The organism is Mesorhizobium sp. B2-4-2 (assembly GCF_006442845.1).
GTDB lineage: Bacteria > Pseudomonadota > Alphaproteobacteria > Rhizobiales > Rhizobiaceae > Mesorhizobium.
In genome coordinates this window covers 1-13,842 of the sequence record NZ_VFVM01000010.1, presented here as the reverse complement: position 1 = coordinate 13,842, position 13,842 = coordinate 1, and the positions used below count along the sequence as shown (strand labels likewise).

The 13,842-nt window shown below is 63.9% G+C and carries 13 protein-coding genes; 11 read left to right on the top strand and 2 right to left on the bottom strand.

Annotation, left to right across the window (positions count from 1 at the left end; translation table 11 throughout):
* Positions 1-224 precede the first annotated feature (224 nt).
* Both FJ942_RS21265 and FJ942_RS21260 read left to right on the top strand, forming a co-directional pair.
* Positions 225-1,214, top strand: coding sequence for a sugar-binding protein (locus FJ942_RS21265; RefSeq protein WP_140499854.1), 990 nt, complete (start codon positions 225-227; stop codon positions 1,212-1,214).
* A gap of 181 nt (positions 1,215-1,395) precedes the next feature.
* The gene (locus FJ942_RS21260; RefSeq protein ID WP_140728490.1) at positions 1,396-2,178 is read left to right on the top strand and encodes a FadR/GntR family transcriptional regulator; all 783 of its coding nucleotides are present in this window, start codon (positions 1,396-1,398) and stop codon (positions 2,176-2,178) included.
* A gap of 136 nt (positions 2,179-2,314) precedes the next feature.
* Here FJ942_RS21260 and FJ942_RS21255 read toward each other — a convergent pair whose 3' ends face one another.
* Positions 2,315-3,253 carry an NAD(P)-dependent oxidoreductase gene (locus FJ942_RS21255; RefSeq protein ID WP_140657768.1) on the bottom strand — a complete coding sequence of 313 codons (939 nt, stop codon included), beginning with the start codon at positions 3,251-3,253 and terminating at the stop codon, positions 2,315-2,317.
* A gap of 118 nt (positions 3,254-3,371) precedes the next feature.
* On the opposite strand from FJ942_RS21255, the gene FJ942_RS21250 reads away from it, so the two are divergent.
* A complete protein-coding gene (locus tag FJ942_RS21250) occupies positions 3,372-4,268 on the top strand; it encodes an NAD(P)-dependent oxidoreductase (RefSeq protein WP_140500155.1) in 897 nt (298 codons plus the stop codon).
* A 103-nt stretch (positions 4,269-4,371) separates the two neighbouring features.
* The gene (locus tag FJ942_RS21245; RefSeq protein WP_140500153.1) at positions 4,372-5,148 is read left to right on the top strand and encodes a FadR/GntR family transcriptional regulator; all 777 of its coding nucleotides are present in this window, start codon (positions 4,372-4,374) and stop codon (positions 5,146-5,148) included.
* 33 nt (positions 5,149-5,181) lie between these two features.
* Here the strand turns inward: FJ942_RS21245 and FJ942_RS21240 are convergent, their stop codons facing one another.
* Positions 5,182-5,469 (bottom strand): DUF3175 domain-containing protein, encoded by a 288-nt coding sequence (locus tag FJ942_RS21240; RefSeq protein WP_140499848.1) that lies wholly within the window; start codon positions 5,467-5,469, stop codon positions 5,182-5,184.
* A gap of 198 nt (positions 5,470-5,667) precedes the next feature.
* Between FJ942_RS21240 and FJ942_RS21235 the strand changes: the two genes are divergently transcribed.
* The 7 genes from FJ942_RS21235 to FJ942_RS21205 all read left to right on the top strand — a co-directional run bounded on the left by FJ942_RS21235 (position 5,668) and on the right by FJ942_RS21205 (position 13,698).
* Positions 5,668-6,912 carry an MFS transporter gene (locus FJ942_RS21235; protein WP_140500151.1) on the top strand — a complete coding sequence of 415 codons (1,245 nt, stop codon included), beginning with the start codon at positions 5,668-5,670 and terminating at the stop codon, positions 6,910-6,912.
* 164 nt (positions 6,913-7,076) lie between these two features.
* Positions 7,077-8,105 carry a LacI family DNA-binding transcriptional regulator gene (locus FJ942_RS21230; RefSeq protein WP_140499846.1) on the top strand — a complete coding sequence of 343 codons (1,029 nt, stop codon included), beginning with the start codon at positions 7,077-7,079 and terminating at the stop codon, positions 8,103-8,105.
* A 309-nt stretch (positions 8,106-8,414) separates the two neighbouring features.
* On the top strand, positions 8,415-9,542 hold the full coding sequence (locus tag FJ942_RS21225) for a sugar ABC transporter substrate-binding protein (RefSeq protein WP_140515835.1): 1,128 nt from the start codon (positions 8,415-8,417) through the stop codon (positions 9,540-9,542).
* Between the two features lie 79 nt (positions 9,543-9,621).
* The gene (locus FJ942_RS21220) at positions 9,622-11,169 is read left to right on the top strand and encodes a sugar ABC transporter ATP-binding protein (RefSeq protein WP_140515833.1); all 1,548 of its coding nucleotides are present in this window, start codon (positions 9,622-9,624) and stop codon (positions 11,167-11,169) included.
* Between the two features lie 13 nt (positions 11,170-11,182).
* The gene (locus FJ942_RS21215) at positions 11,183-12,163 is read left to right on the top strand and encodes an ABC transporter permease (RefSeq protein WP_140499841.1); all 981 of its coding nucleotides are present in this window, start codon (positions 11,183-11,185) and stop codon (positions 12,161-12,163) included.
* Entirely contained in the window at positions 12,160-13,146 is a 987-nt protein-coding gene (locus FJ942_RS21210) for an ABC transporter permease (protein WP_140499839.1), read from the top strand. Before FJ942_RS21215 ends, FJ942_RS21210 begins: the two co-directional genes overlap by 4 nt.
* Before the next feature lie 69 nt (positions 13,147-13,215).
* A complete protein-coding gene (locus FJ942_RS21205; protein ID WP_140516289.1) occupies positions 13,216-13,698 on the top strand; it encodes a gluconokinase in 483 nt (160 codons plus the stop codon).
* The last annotated feature ends 144 nt before the right edge of the window (positions 13,699-13,842 follow it).

Here is a 13,842-nt window from a genome sequence, read left to right as displayed (position 1 = left end):
ATTAGTTGAGCGTCGGAGGAAGATATGCCGGCTTTGACGACGTTGTTTGGCGGCGCAACCGGTAGAGGATTATCGACCGTGCCGGCATCGTTGCCGGGCTGGTCGCATCTGAAAATACTTATCGGCCTGGCCTGAAGGCACGAGCGCTTGCTTCTGTCATCTCGCATTCGGCCGATCTGTGTGGCGGGCACGCCGTGTCCGTCTGTTTCCAAGGGAGGACTGACATGAGGAAAACAGTTTTGCTCGCCGCCGTCGCCGCCATGGCGTTGGGCGCCGGGCCGGCTTTGGCCAAGAAGCAGCTCGTCATCGTGGTGAAAGGTCTCGACAATCCGTTCTTCGAGGCGATCCACCAGGGCTGCGAGAAATGGAACAAGGAAAACGCCAGCTCGGAATATGAGTGCTTCTACACCGGTCCGGCGTCGACTTCCGACGAGGCCGGCGAGGCGCAGATCGTGCAGGATATGCTGAGCAAGCCGGATACGGTGGCGATGGCGATTTCGCCGTCCAACGCGCCGCTGATCGCGCAAACGATCAAAAGCGCCAACCCGTCGATCCCGATCATGACCGTCGATGCCGATCTTGCCAAGGAAGACGCAGCACTTCGCAAGACTTATCTCGGCACCGACAACTATCTGATGGGCAAGAAGATCGGCGAATACATAAAGAAGGCCAAGCCGAAGGGCGGCACGATCTGCACCATCGAGGGCAATCCGGCGGCCGACAACATCCTTCGCCGCGCGCAAGGCATGCGTGATGCGCTGTCGGGCAAGGAAGGACTTGCAGCCCTGGCCGGCGAAGGCGGCTGGACGGAAGTGGCGGGCTGTCCGGTGTTCACCAATGACGACGGCGCCAAGGGCGTCCAGGCGATGACCGACATCCTTGCCGCCAACCCCAAGCTCGATGCGTTCGGCATCATGGGCGGCTGGCCGCTGTTCGGCGCGCCGCAGCCCTATCGCGATCTGGTTGGACCGCTGAAGGACAAGCTGGCCAGCAACGACTTCGTCATCGGCGCCGCCGACACGATCGGCGACGAGGTGGCGATCGCGCGGGATGGCCTTGTCACCGCGCTGGTCGGCCAGCGGCCGTTCGAGATGGGCTACAAGGCGCCGTCCGTGATGATCGACCTGGTCGAAGGCAAGAAGGTCGACGATCCGGTGTTCACCGGCCTCGACGAATGCACCAAGGATACGGTCGACACCTGCATCCAGAAGTAGGCGTCTCGATCGGGGCGCTCGTCAACGGGCGCCCCGCCACCTCTGCTGACGAACAGGGACACGCATTTCAGGGGCAGCGGCTCCGGCTTTGGCGCGCCCGTGGTTCGAACTTTCGGCAATGGCATCGGCGTACCCGACAGTTCCTGACCGGAACAGGTACGGCCGACGCATTGGAACGTGGATGCCGGACGAAAAATCAAACAAGCGAGCCATTCGGACCAAGGCACAGGCCGGCCGCCGTCCGGTCGCCATGCGCCGGCCCGATGCGGCGCACTTTCCCGGTGCCAGCGTGCACGCCTCGCTGGCCAGCGAGATCGGGCTCAGGATCGTGCGCGGCGACTATCCACCAGGCACCATCCTGCCCAACGAAGCCCAATGGTCGCAAACGTTCAACGTCAGCCGCTCGGCGGTGCGCGAGGCGATCAAGATGCTGATGGCCAAAAGCCTGCTCGCTTCGCGCCCCAAGATCGGCAGCTGGGTCGAACCGAAGGAGCGCTGGAACCTGCTCGACCGCGACGTGCTCGCCTGGTACGCGACCGCGCCGGACCGTGAGGTGTTCCTGCGGACGGTACAGGAGTTCCGCCATATCATCGAGCCGGAAGCGAGCGCCTTTGCCGCGGTGCGGCGGACCGACGAGCAGATGGCCGAGATCAGCCAGGCCTGCCGCGAGATGGGCGAGGCGGCAAGCCTTCAGGAGCGCATCCGGGCCGACACGCGCTTTCATCTCGCCATCCTGCGGGCGTCCGGCAACGACCTGCTGGTGCCGCTCGGCGTGCTCATCGAGTCGGCGCTCGACCATCTCTTCGTCTTCACGACTCAGCAGGTCGGCGACCAACGGCGGGCCCAGAGGCTGCACGAGGCGATCGAGAAGAATATTCGTTTGCAGCGACCCACAGCGGCGCGCAACGCCGTGCACAAGCTGCTCGCCGATACGGATGAAGGGATCGGAAGAGGGCGAGGGTGATCGACGCTCGCGCTTGGTGATCACCTTTCTATGGACAATGCGTAGCCTTCTGCGGCCTTTCGCAGGCTCCCGGCGTTCGAAGCTCGAAAAGCCAAGCTATTGGCTTTTCATCCGGTGCGCGGACCGCTTCTCACCCTTAAATCGTCTGTTTCTTTCCATCTTTCATCGGCATCAGATCGACACCGTTGACCTTGCCGATATGGGTGGCCAGCATCGGCACGTACTGCTCGGCCGGTCCGGTGGCGTGTGCTCCGGCGAAAGCGTTCTTGGTGGCGTTGCCGAGGGGGTTGGCAATGCCGGCAGAACCCGCCATCGATTCGAGGTAGGTCAAGTCCTTGAAGGCGTTGGCAATAGTGAATTTGTGGGCGTCGCGGTCGCCCTCCAACGTCCAGCGCATGAAGGTCTGGTAGAAGCCGCAATCCATGCGGCCGTTGCGGATGACGCTGTCGAAGCGCTGCGGCGAGATGCCGACCTTCTCGGCCAAGGCCAACGCCTCGGAATAGATCGCCGCATAGCCCAGCGAGACGAAATTATTGAGCAATTTCATGCGGTGGCCGTCGCCGGTGTCGCCGATATGGACGATACGGCCGGCCCAGGTTTCGATCACCGGTTTGACCCTGGCAAAGACGGCGTCGGGTGCGCCGACCATGGCGTCGAGCGTGCCTTCCCAAGCCTCCTTCGGCGTGCGGCTGAGCGGTGCATCGACATAGTTGACGCCGAGCGCCTTGAGTTCGGCGGCCAGCGCAACGGTCGAGACTGGGTCGGAGGTCGAGCAGTCGACGACTACCGAGCCTTTTCTCAATCCTTCCTTGAGACCGCCGGGGCCTCGAATGATGGCTTCGACCTCACGCGAACCGGTGACGCAGATGAAGACGATCGTCGATGCCGCCGCCACGTCGCGGGAGGTCGAGGCTTCGTGGGCGCCGCGATTAGCCATATCCTCCGCCGGCTTGCGATTCTTGCGGCCGAGGAAGGTCAGGTGATGGCCTTTATCGACGATGTTCTTGGCGATGCCATGACCCATCAGGCCAAGGCCGATGAAGCCGATCTTCTCGCTCGCGGCGGTCGTGTTCATGCTGTCTGTCCTGTGTTGCGATTATCGATAATGTCGCCGCTCTTTTAGCCGCAAGCGGTTGCAGAAAGCAATATTGTCTGACAATACACATAATTCCTGAGCTTTCGTGGAGACCAGAATAATGAAGCGGATCATGTTCACCGGCGGCAGCGGCAAGGCCGGGCGCCACGTCGTGCAATATCTGGTGGAGCAGGGCTGCCAGGTGCTCAACATCGACACCAAGCCGCTCGACAATCCCAAGGTGCGCACGCTGATCACCGACATCACCGACAGCGGGCAGGTGTTCAACGCGCTGTCGAGCTATGCGGGCTTGCATGAATTCGACCCGTCGCTGCGCCCCCAGCCCGTCGACGCCGTGGTGCATTTCGCCGCGATCCCGCGCATCATGATCACGCCCGACAACGAAGTGTTCCGCATCAACGCACTCGGTACCTACAATGTCATCGAGGCGGCGGTGAAGCTCGGCATCCGCAAGGTGATAATCGCCTCCAGCGAGACCACCTACGGGCTGGTCTTCGCCAACGAGCCGCGCACGCCGAAATATTTCCCGCTCGACGAAGAATACGACGTCGATCCGATGGACAGCTATGCCCTTTCCAAGGTGGTCAACGAGAAGACGGCACGGGCCTTTGCGCAGCGCGACGGTGCCGACATCTATGCATTGCGCATCGGCAACGTCATCGAACCGCACGAATACTCCCTGTTTCCGAAATGGTTCGCCGATCCCGGTTTCCGCAAGCGCATCGCCTGGAGCTATGTCGATGCGCGCGACCTCGGCCAGATCACGCTGCGCGCCATCGAGAAGGATGGGCTCGGCTACCAGGTGTTCAACGCTGCCAATGACGACACGTCGTCGGACCTGCCGACCGCGGAACTGCTGAAGCGCTTCTATCCCGGTGTGCCGGTCAAGGGTGAGCTCGGCGAATTCGAGACGCTGCTGTCCAATCGCAAGGCGCGCGACATGTTGGGCTTTCGGCCGGAACACAGCTGGCGCAAATACGTGAGGATCTCTTGAAAACAGGCCCCGCCGGGGGTTGAGCTGTGCACAGAAGCCGGCTTTGCGGGTGAACCCGCTTGCCGTGCTTGACAGCTTGCTCAATCCGGACTTTCTGGAGCCTATGCGGGACGCGAAGCCGAACAAGGAAAAATCGCCGGCAAAAGCGGCATCGGCCGAGCGTCAGGCCGGCGTTCGCCGCACCGATGCGGCGCGCATTCCGGGTTCCAGCGTGCACACCTCGCTGGCCAGCGAAATCGGGCTCAGGATCGTGCGCGGCGACTATCCGCCCGGCACCATCCTGCCCAACGAAGCCAAATGGTCGGAGACCTTCAGCGTCAGCCGCTCGGCGGTACGCGAGGCGATCAAGATGCTGATGGCCAAAAGCCTGCTCGCCTCGCGCCCGAAGATCGGCAGCTGGGTCGAGCCGAAAGAACGTTGGAATCTGCTCGACCGCGACGTGCTTGCCTGGTACGCGACCTCGCCGGACCGCGAGGTATTTCTGAAGACGGTGCAGGAATTCCGCCACATCATCGAGCCGGAGGCATCCGCTTTTGCCGCCATGCGGCGGACCGACGAGCAGATGGCCGAAATCAGCCAGGCCTGCCGCGAGATGGGCGAGGCACCAAGCCTGCAGGAGCGCACCCGCGCCGACACGCGCTTTCATCTCGCGATCCTGCGGGCGTCTGGCAACGACCTGCTGGTGCCGCTCGGGGTGCTGATCGAATCCGCCTTCGACCATCTCTTCACCTATACGACGCGGGAACTCGACGATTTGCAGCACGCACAGAAGATGCATGAGGCGATCGAGAAGAACATCCGCCTGCAGCGGCCCGACGCGGCGCGTGCCGCGGTGCGCAAGCTGCTCGCCAACACAGACGGCGTGATCAGGTCACGATAAGCCGTTCCAGGAACCCGTCACGCGGCTTGCTGCCTACTCTTCCTTCTCACGTCCGAACGCCGCGCGCAGTTCGTCCTTGGCGTCCTCGAGCACCTTCTTCTGCTTCGCCGGCAGGTTCTTGCCGGCACGGTTGATGTAGAAGTTCAGCATCGACATGGCGGACTGGAACGGTTCGGCCTTGCGCCGGTCGCTGTGTTCGGCCGACCGCTTGAGCGAAGCCGCGATCTTCTTCGGGTCGTGGGATTCGAAGACATGGTCTTCGAGATCCATGGCATTGCTGTGCTCGGTCACCTCAGCCGACCATTTCCGTTTCGCGGTCATGGCAATCTCCTTCGCGTTGAGCCGATTGCAAAACGTCCTTCATCGTCGCACGTTCCGGTGAGCCCGGAACCGGCGAACCCTGGAACCATGGAATTACCCACGTGGCGCTGCTCGGCGCCGCGAATGCGCCGATAGTGGTGGAAGGACCGTCGGCCGCTAGGCCGCATGACCGCGACCATGGTCAATGTCGATGACGGAATGGGAAACAGCTTGGCCTCGATCTTCTCCTCACCAGCAGCCGGCAATGCGGTCGTCGACAGCTCGCATGCATGGATACGGCTGGCGGTGTCGATGCTTTTGTCAACAGTCGGCGGCGTCGGCATGTGGGCCGTGGTCGTGGTGCTGCCGGCCGTGCAGGCCGAGTTCGGCGTCGACAGGGCCGACGCCGCTCTGCCCTACACCGCGACCATGGTCGGCTTTGCCGCCGGAAACGTTCTGGTCGGGCGCGCCATCGACCGTGTCGGCTACTGGATCCCGGCGCTTGTTTCCTCGATGGCGCTGGTTGCCGGCTTCCTGCTGGCGGCGCTGTCGACCTCGATCCTGCAGTTCACGCTCGCCCAGGGCTTGCTGATCGGGGTCGGTACATCGGCGATCTTCGGGCCGCTGATCGCTGACATCTCGCATTGGTTCAACCGCCGGCGCGGCGTCGCCGTGGCGGCGGCCGCGGCCGGCAGCTATCTCGCCGGAACGATCTGGCCTACCGTCATGCCACCCCTGATGAAGGCGGAAGGCTGGCGCTTCACCTATGTGGCCATCGGCATCTTCTGCCTGGCGACCATGGTGCCGCTGGTGCTGATGCTGCGGCGCGGCGCCCCGATCGCGGCCGCCGGTTCCGCGGGCAGCCGGCTGGTGCAGCCGATCTCGTTGTCGCCGACGGCACTCCAGGTGCTGCTTGTCATTGCTGGTCTTGGCTGCTGCGTGGCGATGTCGATGCCGCAGGTGCATATCGTGGCCTACTGCATGGATCTCGGCTACGGCGTCGCGCATGGCGCCGACATGCTGTCGATCATGATGGCGGCCGGCGTGGTCAGCCGCGTGGCTTCGGGCTTCGTTGCCGACCGCATCGGCGGGGTGAAGACCCTGCTTATCGGCTCGGTGCTGCAATGCCTGTCACTGTTCTTTTACATTCCCTTCGACGGGCTTGCCTCGCTCTACGTCGTTTCGCTGGTCTTCGGCCTGTCGCAGGGTGGCATCGTGCCCTGCTATGCTATCATCGTGCGGGAATACATGCCCGCCAGGGAGGCCGGCCAACGCGTCGGCATTGTCATCATGGCGACCATTTTCGGCATGGCGATCGGCGGCTGGATGTCGGGCTGGATCTACGACCTGACCGGCTCCTACGCCGCCGCGTTCCTGAACGGCATCGCCTGGAACCTGCTGAACATCTTGGTGATGGTGCTGGTGCTTTGGAAGGCAAGACGCGGCGCAACGGCGATGGCCTGAGGCAGAGCGGAAGCACTCGCCCGCAAGCGCCTCGGCTTGACAACGGGCCGGGGCTGCGCGACGCCAGAGGCGAGTGGTGCGGCACAGGCTGGTGAAATGGCGACAGCAACGTCGATCGTATTGCGGCAGCGCCTTGGCGGCCACGCACCGCATGGAGCCTGTCCTTGATCAAGCCGCGCTCGCGCCGAGGCGGCGGCCGCCCGACCATATCAGACGTCGCGCGCAAGGCGGGCGTAGGCGCCATCACCGTGTCTCGTGCTTTGCGCGAGCCGGAGCGGGTCTCGCAGGACCTGCGCCGCCAGATCCAGGCCGCCGTCGACGAGCTCGGTTACGTGCCGGATCCCAACGCGCGGGCGCTGGCCTCGGCCCGCGCCGAGGTGTTCGGCGTGCTGGTGCCGTCGCTTACCAACAACGTCTTTGCCGAGGTGGTGCGTGGCATCTATGACAGCCTGTCGGATAGCGCCTTCCGCATCCAGCTCGGCAACACCCACTATTCCGGCCTCGAAGAAGAACGGCTGCTGCAGGTGTTCGGGCCGCAAAGGCCGGCGGCGCTGATCGTGGCCGGCATCGACCAGACGCCGGCCTCGCGAAAACTGCTGGAGAATGCAGGCTGCCCGGTGGTCCAGGTCATGGAAACCGGCCCGGACCCGGTCGATATGATGGTCGGCTTCTCGCATCTGGACGGGGGCAGGGCGGCGACTGAGCATCTGCTCGAAGCGGGTTACCGCCGCATCGGATTCATCGGCGCGCGCATGGATCCGCGCTCGCAGCGGCGCTTGGCCGGATACCGCATGGCAGTGGAGAAAGCCGGCCTGTTCGATCCACGACTGATCACCACCACGCCGGTGCCGTCCAGTGTGACGCTGGGACGCGAACTTTTCCGCGACGCGCTGGCCAAGATGCCGACGCTCGACGGCGTATTCTGCAACAATGACGACATCGCGCTAGGCGCGCTGTTCGAGTGTCATCGCGCTTCGATCGGTGTGCCCAAGAGGATCGGCATCGTCGGCTTCAACGATCTCGACATGATGCAGGTGGCGTTTCCCTCCGTCACCAGCATCCGCACGCCCCGCTACGAGATCGGACGGCGGGCAGTGGCCATGGCGCTGGCGGCGATAGGAGGCGAGCCTCCGCAGCAGCGCGTCGTGGATCTCGGTTTCGAACTCATGCGCCGCGAGAGCACGGCGCGCTGAACACGCTTTCGCGATCAAGAGAAAGGGCGCTTTACACACCGTTCATGGTAGCGCTACCGTCGTCGTCGGACAGGAAAGAGAAATGCAACGGTACGGCGCCTGTCTATTATACATAAGCGACAACTAATTCTTGTTTATTATGTATAATATGCTATTTTCCCAGCAACCTGGGAACGACGGGGGAGGAGGCATCGCATAGACCATTGGCCATCGGAAAGGCAGGTGCGGCAAGGCAGGAGGAGCCGGAGCCGACCGTGCGAAATTCACATCGCGAAACGACGTCAGAATTACAAAATGGGAGGATTATCGATGATCAAGTCACTGGTAGGTGGCATCGTTGCCGCCAGCGCATTCGTCATGCTCAACTCGGCCGCGATGGCCGCCGGCCCCGAGATCGTGCCGGGCCCGGCCGCCCAAGCCGACTGCTTCGCGCCTTGGAGCGCGGACACGAAATTCTTCAAATATCCCAAAAAGGAAGGCCCATACCGCATCGCCTTCGCCAATGGCTATATCGCCAACACCTGGCGCATCCAGATGGTGCAGACCGCAAAGGCCTATGCCGCCCAGCCGGACGTCAAAGCCAAGATCAAGGAATTCAAGGTCGTCTCGACCGGCGAGGACGTGCCGGCGCAGATCTCGGCGATCAACAACTTCATCGATTCCGGCTATGACGCGATCGTCACCGACGCGCAGAACCCAACTGCTTTCGGCCCGGTCATCAAGCGCGCCAAGCAGGCTGGCATCGTGCTGGTCGCCTTCGACAACATCCTCGACACCAAGGATGCCATCAACGTCAATGTGGACCAGAAGGGCCTCGGCGAATTGTGGGCCAAATGGCTGGTCGCGAAGGTGCCGAATGGCGGCAAGATTCTCGAAGTGCGCGGCGTTGCCGGCACCTCCGTCGATACCGATCGCCACAACGGCATCCACGAGGTGCTCGACGCTTCCGGCAAGAAATGGGACGTCACCGAAGTCGCCGGCAAGTGGGACGACGGCGTGGCACAGAAGGTCACCGCCGACGCGATCGCCACCAACGGGCCATTCGACGGCATCACCGGCCAGGGCGGCGACACCGGCATCGTGCAGGCGATGATCGATGCCAAGCATCCGTTCGTGCCCTTTGGCGGTGAAACCGAAAACGGCTTCCGCAAGTTCTGCGCGGCGCATTCGGCCGACGGGTTGAAGTGCTCTTCCGCGGGCTCGGGCCCGGCCCAGGTCGCCGTCGCCATCAAGACCGCGATTGCAGCGCTCGAAGGCGAAGTGGTGCCGCAAGAGGTGAAGCTGCCGCTGGCGATCGCCGAAGATCCGAACATGAAGGAAGGCACGGATTACTTCCCGAAAGAGTCGGACAATTTCTTCGTCGGCAACTCCTTCCCAACCTGCGGCATCAACTTCAGCGCCCAGGAAATCATGGGTCAGACCAAGGAAAATCAGTAGTTTCCAGTGGATATCGTTTCGGCGCCGCGGCTAAGCCGCGGCGCCGGTTCTTGAATGTTCGAGCGCCCTGGGAGGGTTGATGGACGGTGCGGCTCCGCTCTTGCGCATGGAAGGCATATCGAAGCGCTATGGCGGCGTGCGGGCGCTGGAGAAGGCCGACCTGTCGGTCGAGGCCGGCAGCATCCACGCCATCCTCGGCGAAAACGGCGCCGGCAAGTCGACGCTGATCAAGATCATGGCGGGCGTCGTTGCGCCCGACGAGGGCCGCATGGTGCTGGACGGGCGAGAGGCGACCTTCGCCTCGCCGGGCGCCGCGAACAAGGCCGGCATAGTCTGCATCTTCCAGGAGTTGTCGCTGATTCCCGAACTCAGCGTCGCCGACAACATCGTCATATCCGATCCGCCGAAACGCTTCGGCATGATCGACCGCAAGGCGCAGCGGCGCATCGCCGAGGACGCGCTGGCGCGTGCGGGAGCATCCGACATTCATCCGCTGGCGCTGGTCAAGGACCTGCCGCTGTCACGCCGGCAGATGGTCGAGATCGCCAAGGCATTGGCCAGGAAGCCACGCATCCTGATCCTCGACGAGGCGACCTCGGCACTGACGGCGGCGGATGTGTCGAAGATCTTCGCTGTGCTGAAGCGGCTGCGTTCGGAAGGGCTGGCGCTGCTCTACATCTCGCACCGCATGAACGAGATCGCCGAATTGGCGGACCAGTGCACGGTGTTCCGCAACGGCCGCAATGTCGCCAGCTATCCCGCCGGCTCGAAGAGCGACAGTGAAGTCGTCGAACTGATGATCGGGCGCGAATACAGCCATATCTTCCCGCCCAAGCCGACATTCGCGCCGGCCACCACCGCGCCGGTGCTCGAAGCCCGCAAGCTCTCCTGGACGGATCGCCTGCACAACATCTCGCTGTCGGTCAGGGCAGGCGAGGTGGTCGGCCTCGGCGGCCTCGACGGGCAGGGCCAACGCGAATTGCTGCTCGCTTTCTTCGGCGTCCTGCGTGGCCTTTCCGGCCAGATCCTGGTCGACGGTAAGCCAGTGGGCATCGCCAGCCCCGCCGCCGCACGCGAGAACGGCATCGGCATGGCGCTCATTCCCGAGGATCGCAAGACCGAAGGCCTGATGCTGCCGATGACGGTGCGCGAGAACCTGTCTTTCGCCGCGCTCGACCGGCTGTCGAAAGGCGGCATAATAGACCGCGCCGCCGAGCAGCGGCTTATCGACGACATGGTCGGCCTGCTGGCGATCAAGACGGCCGGCCTCGACATTCCGGTCGGCGCGTTGTCGGGCGGCAACCAGCAGAAGGTCGTCATCGCCAAATGGCTGATGCGCCAGCCGCGCATCATCCTGCTCAACGATCCGACGCGCGGCATCGATGTCGGCACCAAGCAGGAGCTGTATCAGCTGATGCGCAAGCTGGCGGACGCGGGGGCGGCAATCCTGTTCTATTCGACCGACTATGACGAGCTGATCGGCTGCTGCGACCGTGTGCTGGTGCTCTATGACGGGGCGGTCAAGCGCGAATTGGTGGGCGCCGAAATCACCGAACGGGCTCTGATATCAAGCGCGCTCAACATGCCTGGCGGGGATAGCCCGGTGAACCGGGGAGCGAACGCGTGAAAGGGATTTTGGCGTGAAGGATTGGCGCTACTGGTTGGCGGAGCAGCGCGGAACGCTGCTGGCGCTTGGCATCTTCATCGTCATGTTCGTCATCTACACCGCGAACCATCCGGCCGGCTTCACCGCCAATGTCGTGCAGACGGCGGCCAACAAGGGCGTGCTGCTGGCCTTCGTCGCCATGGCGCAGACGCTGGTGGTGATCACCGCGGGCATCGACCTTTCCGTCGGCATGATCTTCCTGTTGACCAACTGCCTGGCCTCGTGGCTGGTGGTGGGCACGCCGGTGCAGACGGCGCTTGGCGTGTTGGCGGTGCTGGCCGTCGGACTGCTGTGCGGGGCGATCAACGGCGCCATCGTCATCTACGGGCGGCTGCAGCCGATCGTCGCCACGATCGCCACCGGCGCGGTCTATTATGGCATCGGGCTTCTACTGCGGCCGTTCCCGGGCGGATCGGTCAACGAGGATCTGGCTGACGCGCTGACGGGCCGTGTGTTTGACGTGGTGCCGGCCAGCATGGTTGTGCTCCTGGCCGTCGTGTTGGTGATCTGGGTGCCGTTCAGCCGTTCGGTGCTTGGCCGCGCGGCCTATGCGGCAGGGTCGTCGGAAATGGCGGCCTACATGTCAGGCGTGCCCATCCGGCGCGGCAAGTTCGCAGCCTATACGCTGGCGGGGCTGCTGGCCTCGATCGGCGGCCTGTTCCTGACGTTCTTCACCTATACGGGCGAAGCGGCCTATGCCAGCGGCAACTCCTACACGCTGTTTTCCATTGCCGCCGTGGTGCTGGGCGGCGTCTCGCTGTTCGGTGGCAAGGGGAGTGCCATCGGCGCGATCTTCGGCGCGCTCGCCTTCCGCACCATCGGCGATCTCTTGTTCGTCTTCGATTTCGATCCGCTGTGGCAGCCGCTGTTCCAGGGCGTTATCCTGCTGATCGCCGTCAGCCTCGGCGCCTTCGCCCTGTTTCGGGTCCGCAACCGGCTGGAGTGGTTCCTGTGAGCGAGACGACATTGGGTGGCCTCGCCGGCCGCATGCCGAAATTCATTCGCCGCGCCGATCCCGCGGTGTTGACGGCCTTTGCCTGCATCGTGGTCCTGCTCCTGCTGGGCAGTCTTTATTCGCGCAGCTTCCTGTCGCCTGAATATCTCTTGCAGCAGCTCAAGGTGGCCTCGTTTCTCGGCGTCATCGCCACCGGCATGATGCTGGTCATCCTGCTCGGCCAGATCGACCTGTCGGTGCCGTGGTCGGTGGCGGCGGGCGCGATGATGGCTTGCGCTGCGGCCGCCTATGGCCCGGCCGGCGTTGCGTTGGCCATTCCATTCGGCATCTTGTGCGGGGTGCTGATCGGCATCGTCAACGGCATCGGCGTCGCCTATTTGCGCATTCCCTCCATGATCATCACGCTCGCCACCAACGCCGTCGCGCAAGGGCTGATGGTGGTCTACACCGGCGGCTTCTCGCCCCAGGATTCGGCCACCGGCGCCATGCGCTACCTGGCTACCGGCTTTGCCATTCCGGGAGTTCCCAACGCGGTCATCATCTGGGCGCTGATCGGCGCCGCGATGGTGTTCGTTCTGACCCGCACCGGCTTTGGCCGCACCGTCTACGGCATCGGCAACCGCGAGCGTGCCGCCTACCTCTCCGGCATCGACACAAGGCGCGTGGTGATGATCGCCTTTGCCGTCTCCGGCGGGCTCTCCGCCTTCGGCGGGGTGCTGCTTGCCGGCTACGCCTCCAAGGCGGCGCAGTCGATGGGCGACGCCTATCTCCTGCCGTCGATCGCGGCCGTCGTGCTGGGCGGCACCTCGATCCTTGGCGGGCGCGGCTCCTATCTCGGCACTGTCGCCGGCGTCATCCTGATCACGCTCCTGCAATCCATACTGTCGGTCATGCAGATGCCGGAGGCGGGTAGGCAGATCATCTACGGCGTCGTCATCGTCGCCATGCTGCTGCTCTACGGCCGCGCGCCGGCAAGCCGCTAGACCATCGTGGCGGAAAGGACAGTTCAATCGCCGACAGGCACCAACGGGCCGGCGCCGGTCATCGTGGCAATGGGCGTCGCCGGCTGCGGCAAGTCGGCCGTCGGCATGGCGCTCGCGGAGAGACTGGGCGCCGTCTTCATCGAAGGCGACCGGCTGCATCCATCGGAAAACGTCGCACGCATGGCCAGAGGCGAGCCGCTGACAGACACTTTGCGCGAGGGATGGCTCGATGCGATCGGCGAGCGCATCGCGGCCTCGGCCGGCAAAGGGCAGGGCGTTGTCGCCGCCTGCTCGGCGCTGAAGCGAAGCTATCGTGAACGACTGCGCGGCTTCCGCCGTGACATCGTCTTCCTTTACCTGGAGATCGATCCGGCCATGGCGAGGCTGCGGGTCGCCAGCCGCAAGGGCCATTTCATGCCGGCAAGCCTGGTCGACAGCCAATTCGCCATTCTCGAGCCACCGGCGGCGGATGAGCGGGCGCTGACGCTCGATGCGACGCGCCCGATCGCCGACCTCGTCGCCGAGGCGGTGCGCATGACGCGGCGGTTCTGAACCTTGATCGGCGCCATACCGGCATGCGACTTACGCCGGCAAGTGCGGCGCATGCGCAGGATCTAGATCGTCGACCGTGAACAATCCGAGCCCTAAGCGGCGCACTGCTTCGACCGGAGTTGAAGCAGGACGATCAAGAGCGAC